Annotated in this window: 16 protein-coding genes; 6 read left to right on the top strand and 10 right to left on the bottom strand. The window is 70.7% G+C overall.

Annotated features, from left to right (window positions below; genetic code table 11):
- Window positions 1-12 precede the first annotated feature (12 nt).
- The 3 genes from pdxT to DEIPH_RS11225 are packed head-to-tail and all read left to right on the top strand — an operon-like array spanning window position 13 to window position 2,156.
- Window positions 13-621, top strand: a complete 609-nt coding sequence (gene pdxT, locus DEIPH_RS11235) for a pyridoxal 5'-phosphate synthase glutaminase subunit PdxT (RefSeq protein WP_034357993.1) — start codon at window positions 13-15, stop codon at window positions 619-621.
- A gap of 60 nt (window positions 622-681) precedes the next feature.
- Window positions 682-1,419, top strand: a complete 738-nt coding sequence (locus tag DEIPH_RS11230) for an alpha/beta fold hydrolase (RefSeq protein WP_034357990.1) — start codon at window positions 682-684, stop codon at window positions 1,417-1,419.
- A complete protein-coding gene (locus DEIPH_RS11225) occupies window positions 1,416-2,156 on the top strand; it encodes an alpha/beta fold hydrolase (RefSeq protein WP_034357987.1) in 741 nt (246 codons plus the stop codon). The genes DEIPH_RS11230 and DEIPH_RS11225 overlap by 4 nt, the downstream gene beginning before the upstream one ends.
- Window positions 2,157-2,225: 69 nt before the next feature.
- Here DEIPH_RS11225 and DEIPH_RS11220 read toward each other — a convergent pair whose 3' ends face one another.
- The 8 genes from DEIPH_RS11220 to DEIPH_RS11185 all read right to left on the bottom strand — a co-directional run bounded on the left by DEIPH_RS11220 (window position 2,226) and on the right by DEIPH_RS11185 (window position 10,670).
- On the bottom strand, window positions 2,226-3,431 hold the full coding sequence (locus DEIPH_RS11220; RefSeq protein WP_034358163.1) for a Gfo/Idh/MocA family protein: 1,206 nt from the start codon (window positions 3,429-3,431) through the stop codon (window positions 2,226-2,228).
- Window positions 3,428-4,456, bottom strand: a complete 1,029-nt coding sequence (locus DEIPH_RS11215) for a dipeptide epimerase (RefSeq protein ID WP_051517328.1) — start codon at window positions 4,454-4,456, stop codon at window positions 3,428-3,430. Before DEIPH_RS11215 ends, DEIPH_RS11220 begins: the two co-directional genes overlap by 4 nt.
- Entirely contained in the window at window positions 4,444-5,325 is an 882-nt protein-coding gene (locus DEIPH_RS11210) for a C40 family peptidase (protein WP_034357985.1), read from the bottom strand. The genes DEIPH_RS11215 and DEIPH_RS11210 overlap by 13 nt, the downstream gene beginning before the upstream one ends.
- Before the next feature lie 22 nt (window positions 5,326-5,347).
- Window positions 5,348-6,349, bottom strand: coding sequence for a dipeptidase (locus DEIPH_RS11205; RefSeq protein ID WP_051517327.1), 1,002 nt, complete (start codon window positions 6,347-6,349; stop codon window positions 5,348-5,350).
- Window positions 6,346-7,032, bottom strand: a complete 687-nt coding sequence (locus DEIPH_RS11200; protein ID WP_034357981.1) for an HAD family hydrolase — start codon at window positions 7,030-7,032, stop codon at window positions 6,346-6,348. Before DEIPH_RS11200 ends, DEIPH_RS11205 begins: the two co-directional genes overlap by 4 nt.
- Before the next feature lie 129 nt (window positions 7,033-7,161).
- Window positions 7,162-8,895, bottom strand: coding sequence for an aspartate--tRNA ligase (gene aspS / locus DEIPH_RS11195; RefSeq protein ID WP_034357979.1), 1,734 nt, complete (start codon window positions 8,893-8,895; stop codon window positions 7,162-7,164).
- The gene (gene hisS / locus DEIPH_RS11190; protein WP_034357976.1) at window positions 8,892-10,196 is read right to left on the bottom strand and encodes a histidine--tRNA ligase; all 1,305 of its coding nucleotides are present in this window, start codon (window positions 10,194-10,196) and stop codon (window positions 8,892-8,894) included. Before hisS ends, aspS begins: the two co-directional genes overlap by 4 nt.
- Before the next feature lie 108 nt (window positions 10,197-10,304).
- Window positions 10,305-10,670 (bottom strand): IPT/TIG domain-containing protein, encoded by a 366-nt coding sequence (locus tag DEIPH_RS11185; RefSeq protein WP_034357973.1) that lies wholly within the window; start codon window positions 10,668-10,670, stop codon window positions 10,305-10,307.
- A 38-nt stretch (window positions 10,671-10,708) separates the two neighbouring features.
- On the opposite strand from DEIPH_RS11185, the gene DEIPH_RS11180 reads away from it, so the two are divergent.
- Both DEIPH_RS11180 and DEIPH_RS11175 read left to right on the top strand, forming a co-directional pair.
- Window positions 10,709-11,689 carry a diacylglycerol/lipid kinase family protein gene (locus tag DEIPH_RS11180; protein WP_081790884.1) on the top strand — a complete coding sequence of 327 codons (981 nt, stop codon included), beginning with the start codon at window positions 10,709-10,711 and terminating at the stop codon, window positions 11,687-11,689.
- A 479-nt stretch (window positions 11,690-12,168) separates the two neighbouring features.
- The gene (locus DEIPH_RS11175; RefSeq protein ID WP_051517326.1) at window positions 12,169-13,233 is read left to right on the top strand and encodes a tyrosine-type recombinase/integrase; all 1,065 of its coding nucleotides are present in this window, start codon (window positions 12,169-12,171) and stop codon (window positions 13,231-13,233) included.
- A gap of 16 nt (window positions 13,234-13,249) precedes the next feature.
- Here DEIPH_RS11175 and lnt read toward each other — a convergent pair whose 3' ends face one another.
- A complete protein-coding gene (gene lnt, locus DEIPH_RS11170) occupies window positions 13,250-14,713 on the bottom strand; it encodes an apolipoprotein N-acyltransferase (RefSeq protein ID WP_034357971.1) in 1,464 nt (487 codons plus the stop codon).
- Between the two features lie 83 nt (window positions 14,714-14,796).
- Here lnt and DEIPH_RS11165 point away from each other — a divergent pair, with 83 nt between their 5' ends.
- The gene (locus tag DEIPH_RS11165) at window positions 14,797-15,501 is read left to right on the top strand and encodes a metallophosphoesterase family protein (RefSeq protein ID WP_034357968.1); all 705 of its coding nucleotides are present in this window, start codon (window positions 14,797-14,799) and stop codon (window positions 15,499-15,501) included.
- Between the two features lie 40 nt (window positions 15,502-15,541).
- On the opposite strand, the gene DEIPH_RS11160 is transcribed toward DEIPH_RS11165, so the two are convergent.
- Window positions 15,542-16,699: an alanine--glyoxylate aminotransferase family protein gene (locus DEIPH_RS11160; RefSeq protein WP_034357966.1), complete on the bottom strand. Its 1,158-nt coding sequence runs from the start codon at window positions 16,697-16,699 to the stop codon at window positions 15,542-15,544.
- Window positions 16,700-16,795: the final 96 nt, after the last annotated feature.

Raw genomic sequence — 16,795 nt, 5'->3', positions numbered from 1 at the left:
GCGGCCTTCCCTATGACCCAACCCACCCCCATCGGCGTCCTGGCCCTCCAGGGGGCCTTCCGTGAACACCGGCAGCGTCTGGAATCGCTGGGTGCCCCGGTCCGTGAGGTGCGGCTCCCCGGCGACCTCGTGGGGCTGGGCGGCCTGGTCATTCCCGGCGGCGAAAGCACCACCATCGCCCGTCTGATGACCGACTTCGGGCTGTGGGCACCTGTCCGCGACTTTCACGCGGCGGGCGGGGCCATCTGGGGCACCTGCGCGGGCGCGATCCTGCTCGCGCGTGAGGTCGGGGGCGCGCCCCCACAGTTCGGCGGCCACCAGGACAGCCTCGCCCTGATGGACCTCACCGTGCGGCGCAACGCCTTCGGGCGGCAGGTGGATTCCTTCCATACGCCGCTGGACGTGCGCGGCCTGACGGCCCCCTTTCCCGCCGTCTTCATCCGCGCGCCGGTCATCGAGCGGGTCGGAGAAGGGGTCGAGATTCTGGCCCGCCACGCCGGCCAGATCGTCCTGGCCCGCCAGGGCCGCCTGCTCGCCAGCTCCTTTCACCCCGAACTCACGCCCGATGCCCGCCTGCACGCCCTGTTTCTGGAACTGGCCTACACCGCCGTCCCGGCCTGATTCCGGTCCTCTTTCTTAAGGCTCCCGCTCCGGTGGGGGCCTTTCCACTATTCTCCCCGGGTGCGATCCCTGGAATTCCGCTCCCGTGGCGCGACCCTCCGCTACGACCAGACCGGCCAGGGCGACCCCATCGTGCTGGTGCACGGGCTGAGCGGGTCAGGCCGCTGGTGGCGGCGCAATATCCCCGCGCTGTCCGCCGCCCACCGGGTCTACGTGCTGGACCTCGCCGGGTACGGCCAGGCCTACCGCCAGCGTGCGCTGGGGGTGCGGGACGCGGCCACGCTGATCGCCGCCTGGATGGACAGCCTCGACCTCCGGCGCGTCACCCTGATCGGGCACTCGCTGGGGGGGCATATTTCCATGCATGTGGCGGCGCTGCGCCCCGGGCGCGTGCAGAATCTGGTGCTGGCCTGCGCGAGCGGCCTGCTCCGGGGCAGCCTCTACCGGGTGGCCCTGAACCTGCCCCGCGCCGCGCTCACGGGCCGCCTGACCTTCGTGCCCCGGATCCTGGCCGACGCCGCCCGCAGCGGTCCCCGCAACCTGTGGCGCAGCACCACCGACCTGCTGAAAGACAGCGTGCAGGAGCTGTTGCCGCAGCTCACGGCCCGCACGCTGGTCATCTGGGGGGGCCGGGACGCCCTGGTGCCCCCCGCTCTGGGCCGCGCCCTCGCGCAGGCGATCCCGGGTGCCCGGTACGAGGAGATCCCCCGCGCCGGACATGTGGTGATGGTGGACGCCCCGGCCCGGTTCAACGCCCTGGTGCTGGACTTCCTGCGGGAAGGGGCGGGGGAGGCTTGAGCCTCCACACGGTCCGGGTGGAGGGCCTCCGGACGCGTGCCTGGGTCCGGGGCGCGGGTCCGCCGCTGGTCCTGGTGCCGGGGCTGGGGTGCGCGTCCTGGATGTACGTGCGGGTCTGCCGCGAACTCGCCCGCACGCGCACCGTCTACGCCTACGACCCCCCCGGCCACGGCTTCAGCCAGGGCCGCCCCGGCTACCCCCGCACCATCGAGGACCTGACCGACCACCTCGCCGCGTGGCTGGAGGCGTCCGGCCTGCGCGGCGCCCCCCTGCTGGGGCACTCGCTGGGCGGGGAAGTGATCTTCGACCTGGCGGCCCGCTTCCCGGGTTCCACCACGGCCCTGATTGCCTGCGCCCCCACCGGCATCCCCGAGAACCCCCACGTGTCCCGGCAGCTGCTGCGCCTCGCCCGCGACCTGCCGCGCGAGCGCCCGCAACTGCTGCTCCCCGGCGTGGCCGCCTACCTCCGCAGCGGCCCCGCCCTGATGTACCGCCTGGCCGAGAACCAGAGCCACCATCAGACCGGCCCCCTGCTGCCCCACGTCCGTGTTCCCACGCTGCTGCTGGACGGCACGCGCGACCCGGTGATCCAGGCCTGGACCGTGGACGCCCTCTGCCGCGTCATTCCCCACGCCATAGTCGCCGAGATCCCCGGCGGCACCCACGCCGTGACTGACACCTTCCCCAAAGCGGTGGCGAGGTACACGCTCGATTTTCTGCAAGCCGTCGAGCATTAAAGCCATGAAACAAAAAAATCACGACTAAGTTTATCGTGAGTACTTTCACTTACAATATAGAAAATGCCCCTACACCCGCTCCACCGTCCCCTTTGCCCGCGCCCGCTCGGCGGCAAAGGCCATCCGGTGCGAGTCGAGCGACTCGGCCAGGGGCGTGGGCACCCCGGCTTCTCCCCTCAGAAAGGCCAGCCAGGCGGCGACCAGCGCCTCGTCGCCGCCGCCGTGGTTGCCACTAGCGTCCACACGCAGGCGCTCGGCCGTGCCGGTGCGGAAGTCGTGGACCTCGATCTCGCCGCGTTCCATGTGGCCGCGCAGTTCGCCGTGGGTGCCCAGCAGCTTGAGGGTGCGCGTGTTGTTGTGCGTGAAGGCGCTGACGGTCAGCTGGGCCGTCACGCCGTTCGCAAAGGTGACGGTGACGGCTTGGTGGTCGGGGACCGTGTTGCCCGCGCCGTACACGCAGCGCCCGTAAGGCCCCCGGGCCAGGGCGTCCGCGAGGGAGACACCCCCCGCCGTCAGCACCGTGACCGGCCAGTGGGCCGGGTCGCGCCCGGCGTAGATGCGCCGCGCGTCATACGGGCAGTCCGGCACCGGGCAGGTCACGCAGCGGTCCGAGGCGCCCGGTGGGGCCTCCTCAGGCCGGAAGTGGTTCAGGCGGCCCTCACTGCTGACCCGCAGGGGCGGCGCGTCCGCGAACCAGCGCAGCAGGTCGAGGTCGTGGCCGCTTTTCGCCAGCACGAAGGGGGCGGCGGGCGGCGACTGCGCCCAGTTGCCCCGCACGTAGGAATGCGCGTAGTGCCAGTACGCCACGTTCTCCACGTGCTGAATCCCGACCAGCCGGCCCAGCCGGCCCGAGTCCAGCACCCCCCGCACCGCCCGGAAAAAGGCCGTCGCCCGCAGCACGTGACACACCGTCACCCGCCCGGCCGACGCCGCCTCCGCCGCGAGCAGCCGGCCCAGGTCCGCTTCCGCCAGGCAGACGGGTTTTTCCAGCAGCACGTCGTACCCGAGAGAGAGCGCCCGCACGCACGGCTCCACATGGGCGTCGTCGGGCGTGGCGATCACCAAGGCGTCCGCCACCCGGCCCAGCGCGAAAAAAGCGGCCTCGTCCAGAAAACACACCTCCGGCGCGAGGCCCAGCCGGGCCGCGACCTCCGCCAGCCGGGCAGGGCGGGAGTCCACCAGGTGCGTGACCCGCGCCCCCTGCGCCGTCAGGTGCCGGGCGTACACGTCGGCTCCCCGGTTGCCACAGCCGAGAATGGCGACGGTGGGCGTCACCGCCGCTCCACCCCCCACCCCGTTCCGGCCGGGCGTTCCAGTCGGCCCGCCGTCCAGCTCAGGCCCGTGAAGGGGTCGTCCGCCAGCAGCAGCGCCCCGTCGAGGTCGGCCCAGTCGCACAGGCCCGCGAGGTGGGCCGCCGCCGCGATGCCCAGGCTGCTCTCGATCATGCAGCCGATCATCACCTGCATGCGGTGGGCGCGGGCCAGCCGCAGCGCCCGCAGCGCCTGCAAGGGGCCGCCCAGCTTGGCGAGCTTGAGATTTACGCCGTCGAAAGCTTCCGCCAGCGCGGGCACGTCCGAGACATGGTGCAGGCTCTCGTCCGCCACCAGCGGCACGCGGGCCAGGCGGCGCAACTCCGCGTGCCCCTCGAGATCCCCGGCCGCCAGCGGCTGCTCGACCAGCTCCACCCGGGCCACCGCCAGCACGGCCAGCAGCCGCTTGGCCTGCGGGCGGGTCCAGGCGGCGTTGGCGTCCACCCGCAGCGCGACGTCCGGGGCCTCCTCGCGCAGCGCCTCCACGATCTGTTCGTCCTGCGCGGTGCCCAGCTTCACCTTCAGCACGCCCTGCCCGCGCGCGGCGGCCTCCCGCGCCTGCCGCCGCATGTCCTCCAGCGGCCCCAGACTGACCGTGAAGCTGCTCTCGGGCAGTGGGGACGGCGACAGCCCCAGCAGCCGCCACACCGGCACGCCCGCCGCCCGCGCGGCCCACTCGGCCGCCGCCATCTCCAGCGCGCACTTCACGCTGGGGTGGCCCAGCGGCATCCGGGCCAGGAGCCGCTCGTGCAGGCCGTCCCAGTCCCAGCCGTCGGTCAGGGCGTCCGCCAGCAGCGGCAGCACGGCTTCCACCGTGGCCCCCGTCTCGCCGTAAAAGGCGTTCGGGGCTGCCTCACCCCGCCCGGTCAGGCCGCCCTGCTCGAAGGTGACGAAGGTGCGCGGATAGGTCGAGTGCGTCCAGCGCGCGATGCCGAAAGGCTGCGCCGTGTGCAGGTCCAGCGTTTCCCAGCGGACCGTCACGCCGTCCACCGCCCGAAGCCCGTCAGGCTGCCGAGCAGCCGCGTGCCGTACTCGCCCTCGCCCAGCGTCTCCACCGTCACGCGCAGGTGCGTGGCGTTGGCGTGGACCATCCGCCGCCCATCCAGCATGACGCCCACATGGCCGGGAAAAAAGGCGAGGTCCCCGCGCTCCGGGGTGGCGACCGGGGACAGGAAAGCCTGCTGCTGGTCCGCGTCCCGTGGGAGGGCGCGCCCCCGCGCCGCGTAGGCGAGCTGCGTCAACCCCGAGCAGTCCAGCCCCCACGCGCTGCGCCCGCCCCACACGTAGGGGGTGTCCAGAAAGCGCAGCGCGTATTCCGCCGCGTCCAGGACAGGAGCAGGCGAGAAGACCCCCTCGCCCACCCAGGCCCCCGTCCCGTCCGGCAACTGCACCGGCACCCAGCGGCGGCCCCCCTCGCTGGCGATCTCGCCCGGCGCGCGGGTCAGCACGGCCCCCGCGCACAGTTCGGCCAGGATGGGGCGGCTGACCTGCGGCCCGGCAAAGGCGTGGGCACGCAGCGCGGTCACCCGCAGGGAGTCGCCTCTGGCAGCCTGCGGCAACAGGGCCTCCGCCCGCGCCCAGCCCAGATACCGGTCGTGCAGGGTGCGTACCCAGGCCCAGCCGCCGTCCCGCTGCGCGACGACCTCCAGGGCCTCGCCCGGCAACGCCTCGGTGACCTGCGGGGCGTGCGCCTCGGGGCGGGCGCGCAGGCTCACGCGGGCATTCCCGGCCCGTGCCGCACGTGGCGTGACAAAGCGCCAGCCCTCGCCCTCCAGCCGCCCGCGCAGGCCCTCCTCGGCCAGCCGGGCGGCGGAGTCGAAGGCGTGCGTGCGGGGGTCCGGGGGGGCAGAAGCCGTCATGCCCCCAGGCTAGCGTGTTCCCTCACAGCCAGCGGGTCAGCCAGCGCCGCCAGTTGCCGCCCGCCACCCCGGCGCGGTGGTCTTCCGGCAAAAGGTCCAGGAACCGCGGCACGTCCCGGTAGCGCTCCACGCCCGCCGGGGCTTTCTCCCGCCCGAAACCGCCGTCCAGATCGGTGCCCAGCCCGAGGTGCGCCCAGCCCACCTGCCCGGCGTACTGCCGGGCGTGCGCGGCCAGGTCCTCCAGCCCGGCGCGGGGCTGCGTCCGGTCCCACCCCGCCCGGATAAAGGTGCTCAGAAAGACCAGCCCGACGATGCCCCCCGTTGCCGCGACGGCCCGCGCCATCTCGCCGCTGAGGTGCCGGTTGCCGGGCACCAGGGCACGGCTGTTCGCGTGCGTGGCGATCATGCGCGCTCCCAGCTCCGCAGCCTCCCAGAACGAGGCGTCGTCGAGGTGCGAGGCGTCCAGCGTCACGTTCAGGTCCCGCATCGCCGTGACCAGCTCGCGGCCCGCGTCCGTCAGGGGACCGGGAGCCTCCGTGCCGCCCGCGTAGCGCGTCCGCCCCCAGGCCGGACCGATCACGCGCACGCCCGCCCCCACCCAGAAGGGCAGGTCGCCCGGGTCCCGCAGCGGGTCCGCCCCCTCCATCAGCAGCACCACGCCCAGCGGCCCCTCCCCGGCGGCGAGGTGGGCCGTGACCTCCGCCCCACTGCGCAGCAGCCGGACGTGGCCCGCGCCCTCCCAGCGGCGGTACTGGTCCAGTTGCGTGAGGGCCTGCATCCGTGCCCCCGCCTGATCCGTGTAGCCCTGCGGGCTGTCCGCCGTGCGGGGCAGGGCGAACAGCGTGCCGAAGCACACCCGCGTGCCCGCCGCCTTCAATTCTCCGAACGTGACCGTGGCCGTCTCGTCCGTGACCGGGTCGCGGGACCGCAGCGCCTCCAGCCCCAGGGTGAGGTCGCGGCCCCGGACCGCGTTCCAGGCCAGGTCGAGGTGTCCGTCCACCAGCAGGGGAGAGGGGGCACTCAAGCGGTCACCGGTTCTCCCACCAGCGCCAGCACCGCCCGCAGATCGTGAATGGCGTCCGCCGCCTGCCCGTGCAGGTCGATCCGTACGGCCCGCAGGCCCAGGGCGCGCGCCGCCTCCACGTTCTCGGCCTTGTCGTCCACGAACAGCACCGCCTCTGCCGGAAGCCCCAGCCGTTCCAGCGCGAAGTAGAATGCTCCCGGCTCCGGTTTGTGAACGCCGACCGTGCAGGTCGCCACCGCCACGTCTACCAAGTCCGCCAGGCCCAGCGCCTCCAGCGTCCGGTCGATGCTCGGCAGCGTGTTGCTCAGCACGCCGATCTTCAGTCCCCGGGCACGCAGCTCGGTCAGCACGTCCCGCGCCCCGGCCACCGGTTTCATGTACCGCTCGTAGGGAAAGGCCGCCAGCAGGTGCGGGATCTCTGCCGCGTCTAGCCCCAGCCGCGCGCTGAGCGCCTCGCCGTAGCGTGCCCAGAACGCCGCCTCGTCCTCATGCGTTCTGAGGTGCCACCACGCGGACGCCTGTTCCTGCCACTGCGCGGCCAGCGCCCGCCCCGCCTCGGCGGCGTCCAGGCCGAAGCGCCCGGCCAGCCACTGCGCCGCCTCGCGGTAGACCCCCTGATCGGTAGAGGCGAGCGTATCGTCACGGTCAAACAGGACGGCCCGGAGAGCATGTGCGTCGTTCATTGCCCGGGATTCTAGACGCTTTGGCAACCTGATTTTCAGGCGTGTGACTAAAAAAGTCACGACCAGATTTATCGTGAATACTTTCACTTGAGTTCCCAGAAGAAAAGGGGAGAACGCCTCCCCCCCTCCTTATTCCTGATCCCGCACCACCACCCCCACTTCGGCCAGCTGGGCGTCCTCGACAGGGGAGGGCGCCTGGGCCATCAGGTCCACGCCCCGGTTGTTCTTGGGGAAGGCGATCACCTCGCGGATGCTGCCCGCGCCCGCCATTACCATGACCAGGCGGTCGAAGCCCCAGGCGATGCCGCCATGTGGGGGCGTGCCGTATTCCAACGCGTCGAGGAAGAAGCCGAACTTCTCCTGGGCCTCCGCCTCGCTGAAGCCGATAGCCTGGAACATCTGCGCCTGCACGGCGGGGTCGTGGATGCGGATGCTGCCGCCGCCCACCTCGTAGCCGTTGAGCACCAGATCGTAGGCCTGCGCGCGAATCTCGCCCTGCCGGTCGGTGCCGAACAGCGGGATGTCCTCCGGGTGGGGAGCCGTGAAGGGGTGGTGCATGTAGGTCCAGGTCCCGGAATCCTCGTCCCATTCGAGCTGCGGGAAGTCCAGGACCCAGGCGGCGTGGAACTGCGGTCCGTCCGCCGCCAGGTTGAAAAGGTCACGCAGGGCCAGCCGCACCGCCCCCAGCGCCGTCACGGCCTTTTTCCAGTCGCCCGCCGCGAACAGCAGCGTGCCGCCCGGCTGGACACCGCTGCGCTCCAGCAACGCCGCCGCCTGCCCCCCCACGAATTTGCTGATGCCCCCGGTGAAGCTGTCACCCTCACGCCGGACCCAGGCCAGCCCCTTCGCCCCGTTCTGCTTCGCCACCCGCTCCAGCTCGTCGATCTGCTTGCGGGTCAGCTCGGGCGCGGCCAGCACCTTCACCGTTTCCGCACCGGCAAAAGCCGCGAACTCGCCGCCCCGGAACAGGTCGGTCACGTCCACGAACCTCAGGTCGAAGCGCAGGTCCGGCTTATCGGAGCCGTAGCGGTCCATCGCCTCGTGGTAGCTCAGGCGCGGAAAGGGGAGGGGCAGCTCGGTGTCCAGCACCACGCGGAACACGTGCGCCATCAGCCGTTCCTGCACCTCCAGCACGTCCTCCTGCGTCACGAAGCTCATTTCCATGTCGAGCTGGGTGAAGTCGGGCTGGCGGTCGGCGCGCAGGTCCTCGTCACGGAAACAGCGGGCCAGCTGGTAATACCGGTCGAGGCCCGAGATCATCAGCAGCTGCTTGAACAGCTGGGGCGACTGCGGCAGCGCGTAGAACTCGCCGGGGTTCAGCCTGGAAGGCACCAGGAAGTCGCGCGCGCCCTCCGGCGTGGACTTGGTGAGCATCGGCGTCTCGACCTGCACGAAGCCTTCGGCGTCCAGAAAGGCCGTCACCGCCGCCACCGCCTTGCTGCGCAGCATCAGCTGGCGCTGCATCTCCGGGCGGCGCAGGTCGAGGTAGCGGTACTTCAGGCGGATGTCCTCGGCGACCTGCTCCCCCTTTTCCAGCTCGAAGGGCGGCGTTCTGGCCGCGTTCAGCACGGTCACGCGCGAGGCGATCACTTCAAAGTCCGCCAGGCCGCCCTTGCGCTGCCCCTCGGGCCGGGCCTGGAAGCGGCCTTCGACCTCCACGACGTACTCGGCGCGCAGCGTGTCGGCGGCGGCAAAGGCCGCAGAATCCGGCTCCACCTGCACCTGCACGGTGCCCGAACGGTCGCGCAGCTCCAGGAAGATCAGGCCGCCCAGGTCGCGGCGGCGGTTGACCCAGCCTTGCAGGGTGACGGTGGTCCCGACCTGCGCCTGGCCCAGCTCTCCGATATACGAGGTGCGTTTCATGCTTGCTCCAGTTCTGCCTGTTCCAGAAAGGTCTTCAGGGCTTCCAGCGGCACTTCCCGCTGTTCGCCCGACGCGAGGTTCTTGACGTTCAACACTCCGCGCGCCGCCTCATTGCTGCCGATGACGGCGGCGTAGCGGGCGCGGCGGCGGTCGGCCTCCTTGAAGGCATTGCCCGGCTTGAGGGCGCGGTAGGCGAACTCCACGCGGGCGACGGCCCGGCCCTGGAGGGCCAGCCGCGCGGCCAGCCCGACGTTCTCCTCGTCCAGCGCGGCCAGGAACAGCAGCGGTCCGGCCTGCCCGGGCAGGGCCACACCCTCCGCCTCCAGCGCCAGCAGCAGCCGCTCGATGCCGAAGGCCCAGCCGATGCCGGGGACTTCCGGCCCGCCCAGTTGCGCCGCCAGCCCGTCATACCGCCCGCCCCCACCCAGCGCCGACTTCGCGCCCACCTGGGTGTGGTGCAGTTCCCAGGCCGTGCGCCGGTAATAGTCAAGCCCGCGCACGATGCTGGGGTCGAGGTCGAACGGCACGCCCCAGGCCGTCAGGTGGGCCTGCACCGCCGCGAAATGTGCCCGCGCAGCCTCGCCCAGGAAGTCCAGCATCGGGTTCACGTTCAGCTCGCGGATCAGCGCCTGGTCCTCCGCGCTCTTGGAATCGAGAATCCGCATCGGGTTGCGGGTCAGGCGGTCTTTGCTGTCGTCGGAGAGCCGCCCCTCGTGTGGCGTAAACAGTTCGCGCAAGTAGCTGTTGTACGCCTCACGGTCTTCGGGGTCGCCGATGGAGCCGAGCTTCACGCGCACGCCCGTCAGACCCAGTTCGCGCACGACCGCCCACATCAGCCAGATCGCCTCGGCGTCCACCAGCGGGTCCGTGGACCCCAGCACCTCGTAATCGACCTGGTGAAACTGGCGCAGGCGGCCTTTCTGCACGTTCTCGGCGCGGAACATCGGCCCGTGGGTCCAGAGTTTCAGCGGCGCGGGAAGCTGCTTCAACCCGTTCTGGAGGTAGGCGCGGACGATGCTAGCGGTGCCTTCGGGGCGCAGCACGTACCCGCCGTGGTCGCCGAAGTAGTACACCGTGAACATCTCCTTGCGCACGATGTCGGTCGAGCCGCCCACGCCGCGCCGGACGAGTTCGGCCTCCTCGAAGAGCGGCGTGCCGATGAACTGCGCGCCCGCCCGCTCCAGCACACGCCGGGCCGTGTCCTGCACGAAGGCGAAGGCGGACGCCTGCACGTCCCTGGAAAGTTTCGGACTGCCGTCCGGCAGGTGGTCCTGGGTGCCCTTGGGGCGCTGTAACGCCATAACCCTGGGAGTGTAGCAGCCGGCGGCCCGCGGCCAGCCGCCAGCGGAACAGGGGAGAGGGCGGCCCACCGCCAGCGGACCGCCCTTCCTTGTGAGAACGGGGGCCGCCTACCGGACGCTGTAGGGCAGGCCGGTGGAGGTCATCCCGCCGACTTCCACGAACAGCCACGATCCCCCGACGGGCGCGTTGTCGGGAATGGCCAGGACGATCTCGCTGTCGGTCCAGGACCGCACGGCGCTGGCGGGAAACACATAGCCCCCGGCCCCGGACATGTCAGCCCCGAGCCGGACGCGGCCCGTCGCCGGGCCACCGAGGTACCGGCCCTGGATGGTCAGGGTGCCGCCCCGCGCCGCCGGTTCCGAGACCTTGACCAGCAGGGGCGTGACGGTGACGCCGGGAGCCGCCTGCTGACGCGGCGCGCAGGAGGCCAGGGCACCCATGAACAGTAAAGAAGCAAAGAAGAAACGCACCATAGCAGTAGCCTCCGTGCAGGCAGTCTAATGAGCGCGTCATGACGGGTCAAACTCCCCCCCCCGGCGGCGCCCCCACCGCGACCACTCCCCCCGACCCGCGTCTGCAAGGCAAGCGTGTGCTGATCGTCTTCAATCCCAAAAGCGGCCACGGTGAAAGCACCCTGCCGGAGTTCGTGCAGCGGCTTCAGGAGGCGGGCGCGCAGGTCACCGAACGCGAACTCCAGCCCGAAACGGCCATGACCGAGTATCTCAGCGACCTGAAAAGCCACGACTATCTGGTCGGGGCCGGGGGCGACGGCACCGTCAGCAGCCTGGCCTACGCCGCCCGCTACCAGAATGTGCCCCTGCTCGCCTACCCGGCAGGAACGGCCAACCTGATCGCGCAGAATCTGGACCTGCCCCGCGACCCCTCGGACCTCGCCCGCATCGTCGAGGACGGCCACTCCGTCCGGGTCGATCTGGGCGAGGTCGAGGTGCAGGGCGAGAAGAACGGCTTCGCCATGCTCGCGGGTGCGGGGGCCGACGCGGCCATGATCCGCGACTCCGAGGACCTCAAGGAGCGGTTCGGCGCGATGGCCTACGTCATGAGCGCCATGAAGCAGCTCAACCCCAAGAAGACCACCTTTCACCTGGATATCGACGGCCAGAAGCGCACCTTCGAGGGCATCGGCGTGATGGTCGCCAACTTCGGTATGGCCAATTACCGCCTCCCCATCACCAGTGACATCAGCCCCAGCGACGGCCGCTTCACCGTCGTGCTGCTCAAGGCCGGCAACATCCTGCGTCTGGTGCCCAACCTGATCGACTCGGTCCGCGCCAAACTGAACCTCGGTGATCCGCTGTTCAGCGGCAATCTGGAAACGCTGGAGGCCCGCACCGTCACCGTGGACGCCGACGATCCCTTTCCCCTCCAGTACGACGGTGAACTGCACGTGGAAACCACGCCCTTCACCGCCCGCATCCTGCCCGGAGCCATCCGTTTCCTGACGCCGGCCAGGAAGGCCGATCTGGACACCTGACCGGGGGATGAAAGGGAGCAGGTCGCGCCGTCTCTGCCGGCTGCTCCCTTTTTGCTGTCTGAATCAGGCTTTTTCTGGTGGCCTCACAGGAAGGCCAGGAAGGGGCCTCGGCATGTTTCCGAGGGGTTCAGGTCGGGGGAAAACGGGTGGCGATTCCGGCCAGAACTGGAACGCACCGGGGAGCCGGTTAGGTTACACAGCTCGCAGGCGACGTCGCCCAGGCTCTGAGTGCCACCGCGCAGCCGAACAGGTCGAGCGCACTGTGGCCGTAGGCGCAAGCCTGAGCGGAGCGAATGAGGGGAGTAAGTAAGGTTTTCACTGTGGTGCGCCGGGTGACGGAACTGTTCATGAAGCGGGCGCTCTGCGGGCGAGGTGCTTTTGCTCTGGGATACTGCTCAAGCGGCAACCAGTGCACGCATGGGCAAACGACACCTTATAAGTGCTATAAGTGAAATTATGGAACCTAAAAAGGCGACGCTTTGAGTGGGGCATCCCCCGGTGGTCACGCCCTGGTCCTCGCTTCCCGCTGGGCCAATGCCGCCAACCGCCGCCGCGAGGGCCTGCGCGCGGCGCACGAGCAGAACGCGGAAGTGCTGACGGACCTGCTGCAAACCTACATGCGGCTCAAGTCGTCCCGCGCGGGCCGGACCAGCCCGGCCACCCTGAGTCACTACGCGGAGTCGGCCCGGCGGTTCCTGGCCTTCACGGGGCCACCCGAAGCGCCGGTGCGCGCCCTGAACCAACTGGAGGCGGAGGACTTCGAGGTCTGGTTGCTGGCATTGCAGGCGCAGGGGCTGTCGGCCAGCAGCGTCAAGCGGCACCTGTACGGGGTCCGCAACCTGATGAAGGCTCTGGTGTGGGCGGGCGTGTTGAAAAGTGACCCCAGTGCGGGCGTCAGGCCCCCCGCCGAAACCAACCCGGCCCACGGTCGAAAGCGGGCCATTCCCATGGACCAGTTTCAGGAACTGCTGACGCTCCCGCACACCCTGCACGAGGGCGACACCTTCCGCGCCAACCGGGACCGGGTGCTGCTGGAACTGGGCGGCAGTGGCGGCCTGCGGGCGGCGGAAATCGTGGGCCTGAACGTCGAGGATGTCAACCTGCACTTGCGGCAGCTCACAGTGCGCGGTAAGGGCGGGAAAACGAGGCTGGTCCCCCTGACGGGTGGCCTGACCGCGTCGCTGCGGGCCTGGCTGACTTCCCGGCAGGCCCTGATGGACCAGGCCGGAGGTGCGCTGCTCACGTCCCTGACCCGCCGGAACCTGGGCGGACGGCTGACCACCAAGGGGGCGCGCGATATCGCCCACGCCTACTACCACCAGCTGGGCCTCCCGCCTGAGATGTGGGGCCTGCACACGCTGCGGCGCACGGCGGGAACGCACCTGTACCGCGCCACCCGCGACCTGCACGTGGTGGCCGACCTGCTGGGGCATGCTTCGGTCACCACCAGCGCCATCTACGCCAAGATGGATGTGGACGTGCGGCGCGAGGCGGTGGAGGCGATGGAGCGCCTGCGGGCCGGGCCGGAGGGCGGGGAAAGCTGAGGGGCCTCTCCCCCACTCACCGGCCATCTTCCGGGACGGTCTCCCGGCGGTCCAGCCGGACGGCATAGACGAGCATCAGCGCTGCCAGCAGCAGCGCGGGCAGGTCCCCGACCCGCACGTAGACCGTCTGGCCGCTCAGCAGCCGCGGACGGACGTGCAGGGCACCTTCACCCCGTGAGAGCGTCCGCACCGGCTGGCCGAGGTCGTCCACCGACCCGGCGATGCCCTTGTTCACGCTGCGGACCAGCCAGCGCCGCGTCTCAATGGCCCGGACCCGCCCCATCATGAAGTGCTGCTGCACGCCCCAGCCGTCATACCAGCCGTCGTTGCTGGGGTTGACCAGCACCTGCGCGCCCTGGCGCACCAGTGTGCGGGCGACCCAGGGAAAGACGCTGTCGTAGCAGATGTAGGCCCCGTACGGCACACCATTCAGCGCAAGAGGCTGGACGTTCCGGGCGGGGGCGACGGCGGGAAGCTCGAAGCCGATGGCCTGCTCGATCACCCGGTAGGCGGCGTGCAGCGGCTGGTAGAGGGGGAAATACTCGCCGAAGGGGACCAGCTTGGCCTTCTCGTTGCGGGCGGTGACCTGGCCGGTGGCCGCGATGCCCACCACACTGTTGCGGTGCGGCGCGTCGCCGTAGGGGGTGCCCAGACCGCTGATGCCGGGACCGGGGAAGGCGGGCAGGAAGGTCGGCAGCCCCGCCGCCGTCAGGGCCGTCTCGCTCCAGATGACGACCTCACCGGGGGTGCGGGAGGCGCTGAGCCGGCGCTGCACTTCCAGCTGCTGCTCCGGCGTGAGTTGCCGGGTGGCCCGCCCGAAGGAATCGAAGTCGGTCCGCAGCACCAGCATAGGCTGCTCCGGTCCGCTGCCCGGCACGCGCGTGATGCCGTAGGCCAGGGCCGCCAGCCACGCGAAAGTGATCAGCCGGTGCGGCCAGCGGCTGCCCCAGCGCACGCTGACGAACGAGGCGGCGGTGGCCGTGATCAGCACACTTCCCAGCAGCACGCCGCCCAGGTCCGCGATCTGCATGGCGGGGGTGGGAAGCAGGGTGTAACCCAGTGTGGGCCAGGGGAAGGCGAGCGGCCCCAGGAAACGCAGCCATTCGAGGATCACCCAGCCGCCCGCCAGTGCCCAGACGCGCGCTTCCGGGGTGCGGACCAGCCGGGCGGCCAGATACGCCGTCAGGGCGAAGAAAGCGCCTTCCAGCGCGTACAGGGCCAGGGCCAGGACACCCATCGGCGCGAACTGGAAAATCTTTCCCAGAAAGGCGGTGAGCCACCACAGGTGGACGGCGCTGTAGGCGCTGCCGGCCCACCACATCCGGCCCGCCGCCTGCCGGGGCGTTCCCGCGCCCGCGACAAAGGCCAGCAGCAACGCGAGCGGCAGCGGCGTCAGGAAGCTCCAGGGGAGGGGCAGCCCGCAGGCGGCCAGGAAGACACCGAGCAGCGCGGCGATCAGGAAGGGCGGCAGGGACGGCACCGCGCCATGATACGGGCCGGGAGGCCCCCGGTCGGGGGAATCCGGCCCGCGCCGCACCGGCTTTGCATTAGGATGAGATCACTTTGAGACTGGCGTTTATCAGTGATCTGCACGGCAATATCCACGCCCTGACTGCGGTGAGGCGTTTTCTGGCCGAACAGGTGGTGAACCGGGTGATCGTGGTGGGCGATCTGGTCGGCTACGGCGCGTCGCCCGGCCCGGTGATCGACTTCGTGCGGCGCGAGGGCTGGCAGACGGGCCTGGGGTCCAGCGACGTCCGGGTGGCGCTGGAGCTGGGCGGAGGCACGGAACGGCACGGCGTCGCCGATCAGGTCCTGGGCTGGACCCGCAAGGTGCTGTCCCCGGAGCAGATGGAGTTTCTGCGCCGGTTGCCCCCGGGAGGCCGGCTGATGACGCCGGTGGGGCGCGTCCGGTTCTTTCACGGCTCTCCGCACGCCCCCGAGCAGCGCCTGGACCTGATGGCCCCCGAGCGTGAGCTGGAAGCCCTGGCCGAGGCCCTGGGCGCGCGGGTGATCGTGGTGGGCGGCTCGCATGTGCCGTTTGTCCGGGTAGTCGGCGACACGACCTTCGTGGACCCCGGCTCGGTCGGCCTGAGCCTGAACCACGAGCCGGGCGCGGACGTGGCCCTGGTGGACTGCGTGGGCCGCAAGCCCAAGGTGGCGCTCCACAAGGTGAGCTACGACTACGCCTCGTCCGCCTTCGACATCATGGCGTGGAACCTCCCGCCCGTGATCGCGGACGTGATCCGCACCGGGCGCATGGCGTAGGCGGGGTCAGAGGGGTGAATGAAGGTTCATCCCTCCCCTTTCAGGCCGGAACGGCGTTCAGGGCGTCCTCGAAGCGGCGGACCAGGCCGCGCTCGCCCAGCAGGTCTTCCAGCGCGGCCATCAGGGCGCGGTAGGGCGCGGGGCGCGCGGCCTCGCCCATCAGGCCCAGTCGCCAGATCAGGCCCGCCGTCGGCCCCAGACCGCCCGTCACGCTGATCTCGCGGGCACGCAAAGCCCTGCGGATGCCCGCGTCGTCGAAGCCTTGCGGCAGGCGCAGGGCCAGGACGGTGGGCAGGCGTGTGGCAGGATCCGTGACGTAGGGGGTAAAGCCCAGCGGCGCGAGGGTCGTCACGATGGCCCGGCCCAGCTCCGCCACGCGGGTCCGGCGGGCTTCCAGGCCCTCTTCCAGGGCGGCGTTCAGGGCAGCGTGGAAGGCGTAATGCAGATTCACCGGGACCGTGTGGTGGTAGCTGTGGTCCACCCAGTAGTCGCGCAGGCCGCCGAAATCGCAGTACCACAGGGGCGTGGGCGTGCGCCGCGCCGCGTAGCGGGCCAGGGCACGGTCGCTGATCGCCACCGGCGCGAGGCCGGGAGGGGCCGAGAGGCACTTCTGCGCGCCGGTGTACACGTAGTCGATGCCCCAGTCCCGCATCCGGAACGGCTCCATCCCGGCGGTCGTCACGGCGTCCACGGTCAGCAGCGCGCCGCTCCGGCGCACCAGTTCCGCGATCTCGGGGACCGGATTCAGCACGCCGGTGCTCGTCTCGCCGTGGACCACCGCGACCAGGGCCGCGCCGCCGAGCTGGGCGGCCACATCGGCGGGATTGATGGCCTCACCCAGGGGCGCGGTGACCTGCCGGACACGCGCGCCGTAGCGGCCCGCCATCTCCGCCATCCGCGCCCCGAAGGACCCGTTCACGCAGACCAGCACCTCGTCGCCGGGTTCCACCAGATTGGCGAAGCCCGCCTCCATGCCCAGGCTCCCGGTTCCGGCCAGCAGTGCCGTGAAGGTGTCCGGGGCCGTGCCGTACATCTCGCGCAGCCCCTGCTGGATCTCGCCGTTCAGGGCGAAGACCTCCGGGTCCATGTGCCCGAGCATCCCGCGTTGCAGCGCCCGCTGTGCCCGGGGGTGGATCGGCGTCGGGCCGGGTGTCAGGAGGATGTGCTGGGCAAACAGGTCCTGGGTCTCCTCGAACATGACCTTGAGTGTAGCACCGGTGGAAGGCGTGCGGGCAATCGGATTGCTGACGCCTGTCTAAATTGCACTTGTGAAGCAATAAGGTTGCTCTCCTCT

It is taken from the genome of Deinococcus phoenicis (genome assembly GCF_000599865.1).
Classification (GTDB): domain Bacteria; phylum Deinococcota; class Deinococci; order Deinococcales; family Deinococcaceae; genus Deinococcus; species Deinococcus phoenicis.
This window is presented reverse-complemented; position numbering and strand designations above follow the sequence as displayed.

Bases quoted from the DNA above. Each gene is read 5' to 3' on its own strand.
- pdxT (WP_034357993.1), top strand. From the start codon at position 13: ATGACCCAACCCACCCCCATCGGCGTCCTGGCCCTCCAGGGGGCCTTC.
- DEIPH_RS11210 (WP_034357985.1), bottom strand. From the start codon at position 5,325: ATGACGGCTTCTGCCCCCCCGGACCCCCGCACGCACGCCTTCGACTCC.
- DEIPH_RS11200 (WP_034357981.1), bottom strand. From the start codon at position 7,032: ATGAACGACGCACATGCTCTCCGGGCCGTCCTGTTTGACCGTGACGAT.
- aspS (WP_034357979.1), bottom strand. From the start codon at position 8,895: ATGAAACGCACCTCGTATATCGGAGAGCTGGGCCAGGCGCAGGTCGGG.
- hisS (WP_034357976.1), bottom strand. From the start codon at position 10,196: ATGGCGTTACAGCGCCCCAAGGGCACCCAGGACCACCTGCCGGACGGC.
- DEIPH_RS11185 (WP_034357973.1), bottom strand. From the start codon at position 10,670: ATGGTGCGTTTCTTCTTTGCTTCTTTACTGTTCATGGGTGCCCTGGCC.
- DEIPH_RS11180 (WP_081790884.1), top strand. From the start codon at position 10,709: ATGACGGGTCAAACTCCCCCCCCCGGCGGCGCCCCCACCGCGACCACT.
- DEIPH_RS11160 (WP_034357966.1), bottom strand. From the start codon at position 16,699: ATGTTCGAGGAGACCCAGGACCTGTTTGCCCAGCACATCCTCCTGACA.